Here is a 14,281-nt window from a genome sequence, read left to right as displayed (position 1 = left end):
CCAGCGCCGACGGCGGCATCCGACGGTGGCTGCCGGTGCAGTCCTACATCCCCTTGCGCCGCCAATGAAAAACCCCCGCGCGAGGCGGGGGTCGGCTGAGGCAACGAAGGCGAGGCGAAGGCCAGGCGCTCAGGCCTGCTTGGCCGGGCGCGTGGCGCCGTACTGGTTCAGGTAGCGATACTTGCCGAAGTGATAATGCGAGCGGTACCAGCGCCCCTCGACGTGCAGGCCGTTGAACAGCACGCCCTTGACGTCTCCGCCGGCATGGCGGATGGCCTTGTCGGTGGCCTGCAGTTCGCTTGCCGTGGTGAGGTCGGCGCGTGCCACCAGGAAGACCGCGCCAGCCTTGCCCGCGAGGATGCCGGCGTCGGAAGCCGCCAGTACCGGCGGGGAGTCGATCAGCACGACGTCGTACTGCGTCTTCAGCGTGTCCAGCAGCGCTTCCATGCCGGCGCTTTGCAGCATGTCGGCCGGCTGCGGCGCTTCCGAACCCGTCGGGATGAAGTCCAGCCCCGGCGAGACCTGACGTTGCAGCACCTTCTCCAGCGGGGCACCGAGCAGCAGGTCGCTCAGGCCCGGGGTGCGGCGCGATCCGAAGCGGTGGTTCAGCCCGCCGCGCCGCATGTCGGCATCCACCAGCACCACGCGCTTGCCGCCCGCGGCGAGGATGGCCGCGAAGTTGGCGCAGACGAAGGACTTGCCCACGCCCGGCGAGGGGCCGGTGATCACGACGATGCGGTTGCGGCTGCCAACCAGCGCGAACTGCAGCGCGGTACGGAAGCTGCGCAGCGCCTCCACGGACGGGTCCTCCGGATCCTGCAGCGCGAGCAGGCCCGGGCGCGGCCGGGTGCCGCCATACTTGCGCTCCTGCTGCTGGCTCAGCGGGATCGTCGCGTAGACGGTCAGGCCGGTCTGCTGCTCGACCTCGTCCGCATCGGTCAGGCCGCCGTCCAGCGAACGGCGCAGCACCACCATCAGCAGGCCGGCAAGCACGCCAAGGCCGAGCGCCATGCCGACGATCAGCGGACGGTTCGGCCGCACCGGCTTGAGCGGAACCTGGGCCGGATCGACCAGGCGCGCCGAGCCGACCTTGCTGGCCTTCATCAGCCTCAGCTGCTGCACGTCATTGAGCAGCGCCTGGTACAGCTCGGTGCTGACCTTGACGTCGCGCATCAGCCGCAGCACGTTCTGCTCGACGTCCGGCAGCCGCTGGATGCGCGAGGTCACCGCGTTCAATTGCGTGGTCAGGCCGTTGATCTGGCTGTCGATCGCCGTGATGCTGGGGTGATCGCCGACGAAGCGCGTGACCAGTTCCTGGCGCTTTTGCCGCAGTTCCTGCAGCTTGGTCTGGATGCTGACCGACTGATTCAGCACCAGCTTCGATTCCTCGCTCAGATCGACGGTGCCACGCTGGTTGCGCAGCTGGTTGTAGCGGGTCTCCGACGCTTCCACCTGCTGCTTCAGCTGCGGCAGCTGACTCTCCAGGAACGCCAGCGACTTTTCCGCTTCCGCTGCCTTGCGCCGCAGGTTCTGGTCGACGTACTCGGTGCCGATCTCGTTGAGGATCGCCGCGGTCAGTTCCGGCGATTCGCCCTGCAGCGTGACACCCAGCACCCCGCTCTGCTTGCCGCGCTCCATGATGTGCAGCTTCTGCTGCAGGCGTGCGATGGCAGTGGCGCGCGGCAGGTGCCGCACGTTGAACTGCGTGCCCGCACGCCCGTCCAGGCCGGCAATCGTCATGTTGACCGGACCGTAGGCGGTCTTGATGGTGAGCGGCTCGCCGACGCGTCCTTCCGCACGCGCCTTGTCGCTGTCGAAGGCGACGCTGTAGCGCCCATCGCCGCGCGCGGTCACGCTGATGTTGCGCTCCTCCATCTCGGGCGGTACGACCAGCTCGGTGACCCTGATGGACTCGCTGCCCCACGCGAAGCCGCCCCAGCCGAACAGCCCCGGTCGCGACAGCTCCGGATTGGCGCTGGCGATGGCGCGGCCGACGATGGGGAAGTAGCGCGGCGATGCCTCGATATCCAGATTGAGGTTGTCGACGGCACGGCCGACCACCATGCGCGACTGCAGCAGCTCGACTTCGGCCGAGGCAGCCGGCTTGACCTCGATGATCGGCGACAGCGATGCGGCCAGCGCGCGGTTGGCCACGTTCTGGTTGGTGTTTTCCTCCACCTGCACCATGATGTCGGCCTGGTAGACCGGCCGTGTGACCATGGCATAGGCGACGCCAGCGACGATCACCGCACTGGCTGTTGCGGCGAAGGTCCATCGGTAGCGCGCGAGCACATCGAACCAGGAGGTCAGGTCGACCATCCCTTCGCGGTCGTCGCTACGGTCGGAGTGGTGGCTCCGGGTAATACTGTTGTTCATGATGCCTCCCCGTGACATTCGGCCGGCGCAATGGATCGTATGCGGTCCGACCACGAATCGATGCCCTTCTTGATCAAGCCGAGCGCGATAGTGAACATGCTGTGCGAGCACCCGAACGGGTCGGGTACATCGGTCTGGATGAATTCGCCGATGCGCCAGACTTTCCCTCGTGCGGCAGGAAAGCGGCGCTCGACTTCCTCGCGCTGGTCGGTCTCCATCACGAGGATGAGATCTGCCCAGTCGATCAGTGCGTCATCGACGGTGCGTGCGCGATGCGCATGCAACTCGATGCCCTCGGCGTGCATCAGCGAGATGACACGAGGATGCGCCGCGGCGCCGACCGGCGGCGCCAGTCCTGCCGAGCACACCTTGCAGTCCGGCAGCGCGCGGCGCAGCAGCGCCTCCGCCATCGGACTGCGGCAGGTGTTGCCCAGGCAGACGATCAGAATGTTGTTGACCATGTCGATCGCCTAGCGCACCACCCCGGCAGTGCCGATGACCGGCTGCGTCGCGGGGATCAAGAGGTTGACCACGCGGCTCCAGCGCACCAGCTCGCGGGCATCCACATAGACCACGTCCTTCGGCTCCAGCTCGAAGCCTTCCGCGATGGCCAGCGCCACCGGCGAGCTGCCGTCCAGATGGAATACCTTGGGCTCCTGGCCGGTCTCGGTCTTGCGAATCACATAAATCTGGTCCGGGCTTGCGGAGTTCGGATTGACGCCGCCCGCGTCGCCCAGCGCCTCGTTCAGCGTCATGCGGCCGTTGCGCATCAGCAGCGCGCTGGGGCGCAGCACTTCGCCGGTGACGAACACCTTGCTGTCCTCGCGCTGCTCGACACGGACGATATCGCCGCTGCGCAGCAGGATGCGCGACGGATCGATGCCTCGCTGCAGCAGCGCCGGCATGTTGATGTACCAGCTGCGGTCGCCGCGGCTGACTCGCACGCGGCTGGCGTCGCCGGTCTGCGTCAGCACGCCGCCGGCGCGGTTCAGCGCTTCGACCAGCGTCATCGGCGCGTCGTCGATCGGGAACATGCCGGGCGTCTTGACCTCGCCATCGACATAGACGCGCTGGCTGCGGAAGGCCAGCACGCGCACGGTCATCTGCGGATCCCGCACCACGCGTGACAGCGCCTGGGCGATCTGGTCGCGCACTTCGTTGGCGGTCTTGCCGGCGACCTTCATGATGCCGGCGTAGGGGAACTGGATATCGCCGTGCGGGCTGACGACGTAGCCCGGCACGTTGGCATGGCCGCCGACGGCCGGCATGTCGTAGCCCTGGCCGATGCTGTAGGTCTGCGTGGGGAACACCAGTTCGGGGTGATCCCACACCACCACGGAGATGATGTCGCCAGGCCCGACCCGATACGGCTCCGGCGTGGCGAACAGTTCTTCGACGCCTTCGTTGTCGCGCCGATTGTTGTTGCGCAGCTCGCGCACCAGATCCATGGTGATCGGGGTGACCTTGGGCATCGCGTCGGGCCCGATCGCCGACACCGGCGCCTGCTTGTCGAAATACATGCCTGGCGAACTGGCACACCCGCCCAGCATCGCCGCCACGCCCGCCGCGGCAACGGTCAACCACCACCTCTTGCGCCCGCCGCCGAAGCGGCGCGTCGACTGACCCTGTTTCATTGCTTTCATGGCAACTCTCCCTGCTACATGCAAATGGACACGCGCATCGCCATGTCCCCCGGATGGCGTCATCGTCTTTCTTCGGGGGGCGCAATTCGGTTCGCTGTCACACACTGGGGACGGTCAGCGTTGCGGGGAAATCACGGGACGGGAAGAGGGGTATTGGCGGGGGGCAATCGTGGGGGCCTGGGCGTGCTGCCCTCTCCCCCTGCCCCTCTCCCGCAAGGCGGTAGAGGGGAGAACACCGCAGCCGCTTTGAACGCTTCTGGTTTGCTCCCCTCGCCCGCTTGCGGGAGAGGGGTCGGGGGAGAGGGAATGCGCCACCAACGCTTCCCGAAGAAAACAAAATGGCCGGGCAAATTGCCCGGCCGATGACCTTCAATCGCGGATGCGGTCAGCGCATTCCGCCGCCCAGCTGCAACGGCAGGTCCGCGCGCTCGCTGCGCTCATTGGCGGCGCGCGACATGCGCGAAACCGGCGCCACCGGCGAGGTGCCATCGCCGCTGACCCATTCCAGCTTGGCACCACGCTGCAGCGCGGTATAAACCGCCTCGCCCTTGTTGCGCACCTTCAGCCGTTGATACAGCGTGCAGGCATGGCTCTTTACGGTGGCGACCGAGATATTGAGCATGCGGCTGACCGTCTTGATCGGATGACCGCGGGCCAGCAATACCAGCACTTCATACTGGCGCGGGGTGATCTGCAGCATTTCGGCCTCGTCGTAGTAGGCCGATTCGCCATGCAGTTCGGCGCCGGGGGCAGGGCGGGGCGAGGCAGCGGGATGGGCGGCGGTCACGCCAACGCGGGCGGAAGCCGGGCTGGCGGTGTGGACCACCGCATTCTGCACGCTGGAGATCGACGCCCGCGAACTGGGCGGCGCGCTGGTCATTACCGGGCCGCCATGGCTGGCCGGGGCAAGAGAGGTGGCAAGGCCGGTACCGGCGCCGCTGCCGCGCACGAAGTACCCACCCACCATGGCCAGGCGGATCGCCGCTTCCAGTACCGCCAGGGAGGCCGACTTGGGCAGGCAGCCGCAGACGCCTTGCGCCATGGCAGCGGCGGGCACTTGCAGCGGAACCGTATCGGAGAGCAACAGCACCCGTTGGGCGTTGAGCACGCGCCGGACCTGCGTCAGCAGCGTCCAGCCGGCGTCGGCATCCTGCGGCATGCCGAACACCATCAGGTCAGTATCGTTGTCGGTGCCGTCCAGCAGCGAGACATCGGCAGGATCGATGGCAATGACGTGGTCGATCCCCTCGATCCGCTCCAGCATCTGATGCAATCCCAGCCGCAGCAATGGATGGGCTTCAATCAACAGTGCGTTCATCTTGTTTTTTCCCCGTATCTTTTTTTTGGCGGAAAAACAGGTAAACGCACGAGCGAAAGCCATCGTCACGCGCGCCATTGCAACCGGCTTCGCAACTCAGGACGACCCCCCGTTTTTCCGGTGCCCGTCGACTCGGAATGAGCCGGCTTCGTGGATCCCGGAAATGCGACCCTGATCCCCACCCCACAACGATTTATCTTTAATCCGTTTAGGCCATGTTATGGGTTGAGTCAGGCGAAATCAAGTCAGAACCGTCTGACATTCCGCTTCTGCCTCCCCCTACTTTTTCATAATCCGGGAACCGGCCTTAGACGCCGGTTTCCGGCCCATCCATAAGTGGGAAAAGCCGGCTCCCGATTGCAGTTTCAAGGATGAAACAGCAGTAATGCCCTTCCGTTTCAGCGCTGCAACGATTAATCGGCTCCCTCCCTTTTGACCGGTTCGCCACCGTGCCCGCGCGGCCCGGCGCTCCATTATTGAAACAGAGACTGGATGACTCGAACCCCACCTTGCGGGGGCGTGTTTTCGGCGCGCGGGCTTGTTGCGTCGCGCCAAAAGGATGACTGCAGGTCTAGTCCATCTGGATGACCTTGCGGGGCTGCAGCCGTGTCCTTCCTTCCGCCCTTCAGCCGGTCGCCATGTGGTTGAGCATGCCGCACGACTCCACCTGGCATGGGTGCGCCAACGTACAGAGGCCCGCCGCGCCGGTCCCTACGCTCTGGGCATCCGATGGCCGTGGCCGTCGCGGCTGACGCTGTCAGCGCGATGCCCGTGCACGCGGATCGTCGCAGCCGTGGCGCGGCGGGCGGTGCTGCCGGGCAGCCCGCTGCCGCCGCCGGGGATGCGGTTGGACAACCGGCACTAGCCGACAACGACTTCAGTCATGAAGCTTCTACACATCATCGCGACCATCAATCCAGCGGGCGGGGGCCCGATCGAAGGCCTGCGACAGTTGCGCATTCCGCTGGCCGAGCGCGGCGTACAGGTGGACGTCTGCTGCGGCGACGACCCCAACGCCCCCTGGGTCCGGGAGAGCGAACTGAATGTCATCGCACTGGGTCCGTCACGAGGCATCTATACCTATAACCGCCGGCTGGTGCCGTGGCTGAAGGCCAATGCGGCCCGCTACGACGCGGTGATCATCGAAGGCATCTGGCAGTTCCATAGCCTCGCGGCCCTGCGGACGCTGCGCGGCAAGGTGCCGTACTTCGTCTTTACCCACGGGATGCTCGACCCGTGGTTCCGCAGCCGCTATCCGCTGAAGCACCTGAAGAAGCTGCTGTACTGGATGCTGGTGGAGCGGCGCGTGCTGCGGCATGCCAGCGCCGTACTGTTCACCTGCGATGAGGAGCGCCTGCGTGCCAGGCTGTCCTTCCCGCTGTACCGCTGCCACGAGCGCATTGCGTCCTACGGCACCGCGCAGCCGCCGCAGCAACGCGAGCCGCTGCGCGAGGCGTTTTTCCAGGCGTTTCCCCAGACCCGCGGCAAGCGCCTGGTGCTGTTCTTCGGCCGCATCCACGAGAAGAAGGGCTGCGACCTGCTGATCGATGCTTTCGCCCGCGTCGCCCCGTCGGATCCCGATCTTCAGCTGGTGATCGCCGGGCCCGGTGCGCCCGCCCTGCGCGAGCGTCTGCAGGAGCAGGCCGTGCGCGCCGGCATCGCGCCGCGCGTGGTGTGGACCGGCATGCTGTCGGGCGAGCAGAAGTGGGGCGCCTTCCATGCCGCGGAAGTGTTCTGCCTGCCGTCGCACCAGGAGAACTTCGGCGTGGCAGTGGCCGAAGCGCTCGGATGCGGCGTCCCCGTGCTGATCTCGGACAAGGTCAACATCTGGCGCGAGATCGAGGCCGATGGCGCGGGACTGGTGCGCACCGACACGGTTGCCGGTACCGAGGCCGCGCTGCGCGACTGGCTCGCGCTGCACGAGGCAGAGAAGCAGGTGATGCGCAACGCCGCCCAGGACTGCTTCTCGCGCCGCTTCCAGAGCCGGCAGGTGGGCGACCGCCTGCTCAACATTATCCAGGGCTGCGCCGACGGTGCGCCGCCCGCCGATCCGGACGCCGGCACGGCGTACCAGAGCGCCGCCACTTCCCGGTAGACCGGAGACTGCCATGCGAGAACTGATCCTGAACGCCGACGACTTCGGCTGGGATACCGATACCTATCAGGCAACCGTCGCCTGTTTCGAAGCCGGTCTGCTGACCAGCGCCACCATCATGACCGGGCGGCCGGCCTCGCGGGAGGCCTACGACTACGCGCGCAGCAATCGCCATCGCTTCTCGTTCGGTTTGCACTTCAACATGGTCGATGGCCATGAGCCGCATGCGGGCAAGCCCTCGTCGCTGTGCATCCGCGATGGCGGTTTCCGCCCGAGCCACCGCCAGCGCGTGCGGGCGCTGGCCTGGATGCTCAGGGAGCACGATATCGCCCGCGAGTTCCGCGTGCAGCTGGAAGAGTTGCGCGACAACGGCGTGCATGTCACGCATGTGGACAGCCACGGCCACCTGCACAAGTTCCCTGTCGTCATCACGGCCTTGCGCCGCGAACTGGACCGCGCAGGGCTGCAATGGGTGCGCCGGCCGCAGAACCTGTACTTCGCCGCCAACGCCCGCCAGTCGGTGATGAACAACTACTGCCAGCGCTACTTCGGCGGGCTGCGCCACACCCACTACTACGGTGCCATCAACCACGACGACACGGCGTGGTCCAGCCGGCTGCCGCAGTTGCTGCCCAACGGCCTGACCGAGATCTCGGTCCACCCCGGCTATGCCGAGGGATGGCGGCGTTGCGAGACCGAGCCGCTGGTCAATGCGAACGAGCTGCGCGCGTCCCTGGCGCGCGCCGGCATCGTGCTGCGCCGCTACGGCGAGGCCTGAAGCCGTTCCTTTCCTTGCCAGACAGCCTGCAGTCAATACCATGGTTTCGATCCTGATCCTCACCCTGAACGAAGAGAAGAACCTCGCACGCTGCCTGGAGTCGGTGGCGTGGTCCGACGACGTCGTCGTGCTCGACTCGTTCAGCACCGATCGCACGCTGGAGATCGCCCGGCAGTACGGCGCGCGCGTCTACCAGCGCAAGTTCGACAACTGGTCGGCCCACCAGAACTGGGCCAACGAGAACATTCCGTTCAAGCACAAGTGGGTGTACTACTCCGACGCCGATGAGGTGGTCAGTCCCGAACTGGCGACCGAACTGCAGCAGATCGCCGCCGATCCCTCCAACCGCAACGTCGCCTACCGGGTGCGCTACAAGAACTTCTTCCTGGGCAAGTGGATCCGCTACGCGGGCGGCTATCCGATCTGGGTGCTGCGCTTCTTCCAGCCGGACAGGGTGCGCTGGGAGCGGCTGGTCAATCCCGCGCCGGTGGTGGACGGGCCCTGCGGCTTCCTGCGCAATCACTTCCTGCACTACAGCTTCAACAAGGGCTTCGACGCCTGGTTCGACAAGCACAACAAGTACTCGATGGGCGAGGCGCTGGAGACGATCCGCAGCCTCGAGGAAGACAAGTTCCGCATCAGTTCGCTGTTCACGGGCGACCCCGCCTCGCGGCGGCGCGCGCTGAAGGAGCTGTCGTTCCGCCTGCCGATGCGGCCGGTTGCACGCTTCGTCCATCTTTACCTGCTCCGGCTCGGCTTCATCGACGGCAAGGCGGGTTTCCATTACTGCGTGCTGGTTTCCATCTACGAATACATGGTGGTCATGAAGGTGCAAGAGCAGCGCCGCCGCGCGATGCAGCTGCCGCTCTGACACGGACCGCCTCGGGAGAGCGCGATGAAGTTGGCGTATGTGACGACCTACGATGCCTACGACCCGCATGCGTGGTCGGGTTCGGCCAGCCATATGTTGCGGGCCTTGCGCTATAGCGCGATCGAAACCGAGGTGATCGACAACGTCGAGAGCGGTGCGATGCTCGACTGCCTGCAGAAGGCCAAGACGCTGGCCTACCGCAAGCTGCTGGCGCGCGACTACCAGCGCGCCCGCTCTCCCGCGGTGGCGCGGCACTATGCCGAGCGGATCCAGCAGCGCCTGGCCGGCAGCAAGTACGATGCGGTGCTGAGCCCGGGCACGCTGGCGGTCTCCTGCCTGGAGACCGACCGGCCCATCGCGATCTGGACGGACGCCACCTTCGGCGCCATGCTGGACTTCTATCCGGACTTCAGCAATTTCTGCAGCGAGACCATCCGCAACGGGCATCGGCTCGAGCAGCAGGCGCTGTCGCGTTGCAGCCTGGCCATCTTCAGTTCCGACTGGGCCGCGGCCACCGCGCAGCGCCATTACGACATCGATCCGGCAAAGATCAAGGTGGTGCCCTTCGGCGCCAACATCGAGAGCCAGCGCAGCTCCGCCGACATCGCCCGCATCTCGCTGAGCAAGGACAATTCGGTCTGCCGGCTGCTGCTGGTTGGCGTGGACTGGGAGCGCAAGGGCGGCGATACCGCCGTCGCCGTGGCCTCGCTGCTGAACCGGCGCGGCATCCCGACCGAGCTGCATGTGGTGGGCTGCCAGCCGCCCACCACGCCGCCGTCGTTCGTCAAGCTGCACGGCTTCCTGTCGAAGGCGACACCGAGCGGCCGTGCCGCGCTGGAGCGGCTGATGGAGGAGGCCCATTTCATGGTGCTGCCGTCCATTGCCGAGTGCTGCGCCGTGGTGCTGGCCGAAGCCAGTTCGTTCGGCCTGCCGTCGCTGGCTACCCGCGTTGGCGGCATCCAGACCGCCGTGCGCGACCACCGCAACGGCATGACGTTCGAACTCGATGCGTCGCCGCAGCAGTGGTGCGACTACATCGAGTGGGTATTGCGCTCTCCCGCGCAGTATGGGTGCCTGGTTCGCTCGACCTTCCGCGAGTACGTCGAGCGGCTGAACTGGCGTGTTGCCGGCGCCCAGGTCAGGGACCTGCTGCAGGCGTGCTGCACGCAACGGTAAGCGACCCTCTGCCTTCCGGCGTGCCTTGCAGCAAGACCTGACGGTCATGCCGGTCCTGCAAGCGCCCCGTCATTGCATGCAAACCATGGCGCCGGCTGTTCCTGGCGGCCGGCGCCAGTCCCCCGCCGTGCCCGCCAGGAGCGGCCTCCATCCATCGCCGGTCGTTCGCCCTGGGCGCGAGATCGGCGCAGCAGAGACAACAGACGCAAGCGATGACAGCGCTATCGAAGACGGTGCTGGTGACCGGCGCCAAAGGGTTTCTCGGCCGGTATGTTGCGCGCCACTACGCCGCCGCGGGTTGGCGGGTCGTCGGCGTGGGGCACGAGCCGCGGGCGTCCAGCGGCGTGGGTCCTGCTTTCGGTCATGGCCAGGCCGATCCCCGGCAACTGGAATGGCATTGCTGCGACATCAGCCTGGATGCGCTGGAGGGGCTGCGTCCGCGGCCTGACCTGGTGGTGCATTGTGCCGGCAGCGGATCGGTTGCAGCGTCGATGCAGGATCCGTTCGGCGATCACGCCCGCACCGTCGGCAGCCTCGCCGGCGTGCTCGAATACGTTCGCCGCCATTGCCCCGAGGCGGTGGTGATCTATCCCTCCAGCGCCGCGGTGTATGGCAATGGCGCACGCGATCCGGCCAGCGAGCAGGCGGTCGAGCAGCAGGCCGCGGCCTCGCCGTATGGCGCGCACAAGCGCATGGCCGAACAGCTGTGCTATTCCTATGCCGAGCACTTCGGCATGCGCGTCGCGGTGGTGCGCTTCTTCTCCATCTATGGCGAGGGACTGCGCAAGCAGCTGCTGTGGGACGCCTGCTGGAAGATTCGGCGGGGCGACGACGTCTACTACGGCACCGGCGAAGAAAGCCGCGACTGGCTGCACGCCGAAGACGCCGCGCGGCTGGTCGCTGCCGTGGCGCAGCGCGCCGGTGCCGGCTGTCCGATCTACAACGGCGCAAGCGGCAAGCCGGCGACGGTGCGGCAGGCGCTCTCGCTGTTGTATGGGGCACTGGCCCCCGGGCGCTCGCCCCGATTCTCGCAACAGCCCCGCCGCGGCGACCCTGCCGACCTTCGCGCCGACATTGGGCGCAGCCTGTCGCTGGGGTGGTCTCCCGCGGTACCGATGGCGGCCGGCATTGCCCGCTATGCGCGGTGGTTTGCCGGAGCAGTCCATGATTAAGGTCGGCTTTGTCTTCGGGTTCCAGGACCGCGGCTGGATGGGCGGCATCAACTATTTCCGCAACCTGTTGTGGGCGATCAACCTGCTGCCGCGCCGGTCGATCGAACCGGTGATCTTCACCGGCCGGCGCACGCCGCAGGCGCTGCTTGACGGTCTGCCGCCGATCAGCGTGGTGCGGACTGCGCTGCTGGACCGCAAGCATCCGTTGTGGATGGCGCGCAAGGCGTGGCAGGCGGCCAGCGGGCGCGACCTGGCATTCGAGCGCTACCTGTTGGCGCGCGGGATCAGCGTGCTGTCCCATCACGGTCCGCTCGGCGCCGGCGCCCGCTTGCCAACGGTCGGATGGATTCCCGACTTCCAGCACCTGCATCTGCCACAGCTGTTTCCGCAGCAGGAGATCGTCATGCGCGAGCGCCTGTTCGGCGCGCTGTGCGCCGGGTCCGCGCGGGTGCTGGTCAGCAGCCGCCACGCGCTGCGCGACCTGCAGCGCGCCTATCCGCAGCACGCCGAACGGGCGCGGGTGCTGCAGTTCGTTGCCAACATGAGCCCGCTGACGGCGGTGCCGCCGGTGGCGGAGCTAGAGCGGCGGTACCGCTTTCGCGGGCCGTACTTTCATCTGCCGAACCAGCTGTGGCAGCACAAGAACCATGGCGTGGTAGTGCAGGCGCTGCGAGTGCTGAAGGACAGCGGGCGCCATGCCACCGTGGTGTGCACCGGCGAGACGGTGGACCATCGCAACCCGGGCTATCGCGATGCGATGCTGGCGGCGATCCGAGAGGCTGGCGTCGAGGACCGCATGCTGCTGCTCGGGGTGGTGCCTTATGCCGATCTGTCGGGGCTGATGCGCGGCGCGGTGGCGATGATCAACCCGTCGCGCTTCGAGGGCTGGAGCACCACGGTCGAGGAAGCGAAATCGACTGGCAAGCGCATCCTGCTGTCCGATATCGAGGTGCATCGCGAGCAGGCGCCGGCCCGTGGCGTGTACTTTGCGCCGGACGATGCGCGGGCGCTGGCGGGCGCCATGGCGGACGTGCTCGACGAGCGCATCGAGCCGGCGGCGCAAGCCGCCTTCGCCCGTGCCGCGCGGGACGACCTGGAGCGCAGGCGCCATGCCTTTGCGCGGACCTATCAGGAAATCGTGCTGGAACTGGTGCAGCCCGCCGCCTCGGCCCAGGCCGTGGCGGCCCGCTAGCGCCGCCGGCTGGCGCGGCGCCTGCTCAGTCGGCCGCTCCGCGGCTCGCGCCAGGATCGCGCTTGCCAACCGGCCGCGCCGGGGTGCCGGCGTAGACGGTCCAGGCTTGCGGCAGCGCGCGAGTCACGACCGAGCGCGGCGCGACCACGGCGCCCTCGGGGACCGAGACGCCCGGGGACAGAAAGCTCTCCGCACAGATCCAGGCTTGCGCGGCGACCGTGATCGGAAAGGCGATCAGCTTGAAGTTCGGGCTGTTGTAGTCGTGGGAACCGGTGCACAGGTGGCAGCCTTGGGAGACCACCGCATAGTCGCCGATCTCGATCCGCTCGATGTTGTACAGCGTGACGCCATCGGCCACGCCGACGTTGTTGCCGATGGTCAGGTTCCACGGCGCCCAGATCTTCACCGCCGGATAGACATGGACGTGGCGACCCAGCCGGGCGCCGAACAGCCGCAGCAACGCCGCTCGCCACGCATGCGCCGGACGCGGGCTGGGGCGGAACAGCAGCAGCCAGGTCCAGTTCCATAGCTGGCGCTGCACGCGGTTGCCCAGCGAGAAGGAAGGGCCGAGGGTGGGGTCGTCTTGGGTAATCAGCATCGGAGTTCCTCATGCCCGGCATGGCGCCGGCGCCGGCGGGTGCCGGCCGTGGCCATGGTGGCCCCGGCAGCGGGGGCGTTCAGTACGGGGGGCCACACTCGTCCCAGGGGACGGTCCCCGCCGCGGCGCTGCATCGGCATGCCTCTTGCGAACGGCACAGGCAGGAGGGTCATCATGCGAATCCACCATCTGAATTGCATCTCGTCCTGCCCCCTCGGCGGGCGCCTGATGGACGGGCGCAGCCGCTCGATCCTGGAGCGCGGGGAACTGGCCTGCCATTGCCTGCTGGTCGAACTGCCCGATTGCCTGGTGCTGGTCGACACCGGCATGGGGCGGCGCGATGTGCAGGACCCGCATTCGCGCCTGAGCGGCTTCTTCCTCGCCCTGCTCAAGCCCGACTTTCGCGACGAGATGACCGCGTTCCGCCAGGTCGAGGCGCTCGGGTTCGACCCCAGGGATGTACGGCATATCGTGCTGACGCATCTGGACTTCGACCATGCCGGCGGGCTCGACGACTTCCCCTGGGCGACCGTCCATCTGATGGCGGCCGAGCGCGACTATGCGGTGCTGCAACGCACCTGGCTGGACCGGCAGCGCTTTCGTCCGCAGCAGTGGTCCACCGCGCAGACCTGGCGCTGCTACGAGCCGGCCGGGGGCGAGCGCTGGTTTGGCTTCCAGCGGGTACGCCAGCTCGACGGGCTGCCGCCAGAGATCGCCATGATCCCGCTGCCGGGCCATACCTTCGGCCATGCCGGCATTGCGGTGCAGGGAGAGAACGGCTGGCTGCTGCAGGCGGGCGATGCGTACTTCTATCGCGAGGAGATGCATGCGCAGCGGCCGCATTGCACCCCGGGGCTGCGCTTCTATCAATGGATGATGGAGAAGGATCGCGCCGCGCGCCTGGCAACGCAGCAGAACCTGCGGGCGCTGAAGCAGGACCAGGCGCACCAGTTGACCGTTTGCTGCGGCCATGACCCGGTCGAGTTCGAGCAGCTGTCGGGCCGCTCGGCGCGGCTGCCGGCCAGCGGGTTTGTCTCCGTGTCGTGACGGCCGGGCAAAAGT

Annotated in this window: 12 protein-coding genes; 7 read left to right on the top strand and 5 right to left on the bottom strand. The window is 67.2% G+C overall.

What is annotated here, in order from left to right; translation table 11 throughout:
- Positions 1–129: 129 nt before the first annotated feature.
- The 4 genes from K6V06_RS07590 to K6V06_RS07575 all read right to left on the bottom strand — a co-directional run bounded on the left by K6V06_RS07590 (position 130) and on the right by K6V06_RS07575 (position 5,337).
- Entirely contained in the window at positions 130–2,376 is a 2,247-nt protein-coding gene (locus K6V06_RS07590) for a polysaccharide biosynthesis tyrosine autokinase (protein ID WP_222241709.1), read from the bottom strand.
- The gene (locus tag K6V06_RS07585) at positions 2,373–2,837 is read right to left on the bottom strand and encodes a low molecular weight protein-tyrosine-phosphatase (protein WP_222241707.1); all 465 of its coding nucleotides are present in this window, start codon (positions 2,835–2,837) and stop codon (positions 2,373–2,375) included. Before K6V06_RS07585 ends, K6V06_RS07590 begins: the two co-directional genes overlap by 4 nt.
- A gap of 9 nt (positions 2,838–2,846) precedes the next feature.
- Positions 2,847–3,926 (bottom strand): polysaccharide biosynthesis/export family protein, encoded by a 1,080-nt coding sequence (locus tag K6V06_RS07580; protein ID WP_222242008.1) that lies wholly within the window; start codon positions 3,924–3,926, stop codon positions 2,847–2,849.
- Between the two features lie 478 nt (positions 3,927–4,404).
- Positions 4,405–5,337, bottom strand: coding sequence for a response regulator transcription factor (locus K6V06_RS07575; protein ID WP_222241705.1), 933 nt, complete (start codon positions 5,335–5,337; stop codon positions 4,405–4,407).
- Positions 5,338–6,220: 883 nt separating this feature from the next.
- Between K6V06_RS07575 and K6V06_RS07570 the strand changes: the two genes are divergently transcribed.
- The 6 genes from K6V06_RS07570 (at position 6,221) to K6V06_RS07545 (ending at position 12,621) form a co-directional block, all read left to right on the top strand.
- On the top strand, positions 6,221–7,432 hold the full coding sequence (locus K6V06_RS07570) for a glycosyltransferase (protein ID WP_222241703.1): 1,212 nt from the start codon (positions 6,221–6,223) through the stop codon (positions 7,430–7,432).
- A gap of 13 nt (positions 7,433–7,445) precedes the next feature.
- Positions 7,446–8,210, top strand: coding sequence for a ChbG/HpnK family deacetylase (locus tag K6V06_RS07565; protein ID WP_222241701.1), 765 nt, complete (start codon positions 7,446–7,448; stop codon positions 8,208–8,210).
- Positions 8,211–8,250: 40 nt separating this feature from the next.
- Positions 8,251–9,081 (top strand): glycosyltransferase family 2 protein, encoded by an 831-nt coding sequence (locus K6V06_RS07560; RefSeq protein ID WP_222241699.1) that lies wholly within the window; start codon positions 8,251–8,253, stop codon positions 9,079–9,081.
- Between the two features lie 24 nt (positions 9,082–9,105).
- Positions 9,106–10,257: a glycosyltransferase family 4 protein gene (locus K6V06_RS07555; RefSeq protein ID WP_255581683.1), complete on the top strand. Its 1,152-nt coding sequence runs from the start codon at positions 9,106–9,108 to the stop codon at positions 10,255–10,257.
- Between the two features lie 212 nt (positions 10,258–10,469).
- Complete coding sequence (locus K6V06_RS07550) at positions 10,470–11,429, top strand: NAD(P)-dependent oxidoreductase (protein WP_222241697.1); 960 nt, start codon at positions 10,470–10,472, stop codon at positions 11,427–11,429.
- On the top strand, positions 11,422–12,621 hold the full coding sequence (locus K6V06_RS07545) for a glycosyltransferase family 1 protein (protein ID WP_222241695.1): 1,200 nt from the start codon (positions 11,422–11,424) through the stop codon (positions 12,619–12,621). Before K6V06_RS07550 ends, K6V06_RS07545 begins: the two co-directional genes overlap by 8 nt.
- 25 nt (positions 12,622–12,646) lie before the next feature.
- On the opposite strand, the gene K6V06_RS07540 is transcribed toward K6V06_RS07545, so the two are convergent.
- Entirely contained in the window at positions 12,647–13,219 is a 573-nt protein-coding gene (locus K6V06_RS07540) for a putative colanic acid biosynthesis acetyltransferase (RefSeq protein WP_222241693.1), read from the bottom strand.
- A 174-nt stretch (positions 13,220–13,393) separates the two neighbouring features.
- Between K6V06_RS07540 and K6V06_RS07535 the strand changes: the two genes are divergently transcribed.
- Positions 13,394–14,266: an MBL fold metallo-hydrolase gene (locus K6V06_RS07535; RefSeq protein WP_222241691.1), complete on the top strand. Its 873-nt coding sequence runs from the start codon at positions 13,394–13,396 to the stop codon at positions 14,264–14,266.
- Positions 14,267–14,281: the final 15 nt, after the last annotated feature.

Origin of the sequence: Cupriavidus sp. AU9028, assembly GCF_019795295.1 — a bacterium.
Taxonomy (GTDB): Bacteria; Pseudomonadota; Gammaproteobacteria; order Burkholderiales; family Burkholderiaceae; genus Cupriavidus.
The sequence above is the reverse complement of the archived record's forward strand: the minus strand, read 5'-3'. Positions and strand labels throughout refer to the sequence as shown.

What these genes read in the sequence shown, in the direction of transcription:
- K6V06_RS07590 (WP_222241709.1), bottom strand. Translation starts at nt 2,376, where the DNA reads ATGAACAACAGTATTACCCGGAGCCACCACTCCGACCGTAGCGACGAC.
- K6V06_RS07585 (WP_222241707.1), bottom strand. Translation starts at nt 2,837, where the DNA reads ATGGTCAACAACATTCTGATCGTCTGCCTGGGCAACACCTGCCGCAGT.
- K6V06_RS07580 (WP_222242008.1), bottom strand. Translation starts at nt 3,926, where the DNA reads ATGCTGGGCGGGTGTGCCAGTTCGCCAGGCATGTATTTCGACAAGCAG.
- K6V06_RS07575 (WP_222241705.1), bottom strand. Translation starts at nt 5,337, where the DNA reads ATGAACGCACTGTTGATTGAAGCCCATCCATTGCTGCGGCTGGGATTG.
- K6V06_RS07570 (WP_222241703.1), top strand. Translation starts at nt 6,221, where the DNA reads ATGAAGCTTCTACACATCATCGCGACCATCAATCCAGCGGGCGGGGGC.
- K6V06_RS07565 (WP_222241701.1), top strand. Translation starts at nt 7,446, where the DNA reads ATGCGAGAACTGATCCTGAACGCCGACGACTTCGGCTGGGATACCGAT.
- K6V06_RS07560 (WP_222241699.1), top strand. Translation starts at nt 8,251, where the DNA reads ATGGTTTCGATCCTGATCCTCACCCTGAACGAAGAGAAGAACCTCGCA.
- K6V06_RS07555 (WP_255581683.1), top strand. Translation starts at nt 9,106, where the DNA reads ATGAAGTTGGCGTATGTGACGACCTACGATGCCTACGACCCGCATGCG.
- K6V06_RS07550 (WP_222241697.1), top strand. Translation starts at nt 10,470, where the DNA reads ATGACAGCGCTATCGAAGACGGTGCTGGTGACCGGCGCCAAAGGGTTT.
- K6V06_RS07545 (WP_222241695.1), top strand. Translation starts at nt 11,422, where the DNA reads ATGATTAAGGTCGGCTTTGTCTTCGGGTTCCAGGACCGCGGCTGGATG.
- K6V06_RS07540 (WP_222241693.1), bottom strand. Translation starts at nt 13,219, where the DNA reads ATGCTGATTACCCAAGACGACCCCACCCTCGGCCCTTCCTTCTCGCTG.
- K6V06_RS07535 (WP_222241691.1), top strand. Translation starts at nt 13,394, where the DNA reads ATGCGAATCCACCATCTGAATTGCATCTCGTCCTGCCCCCTCGGCGGG.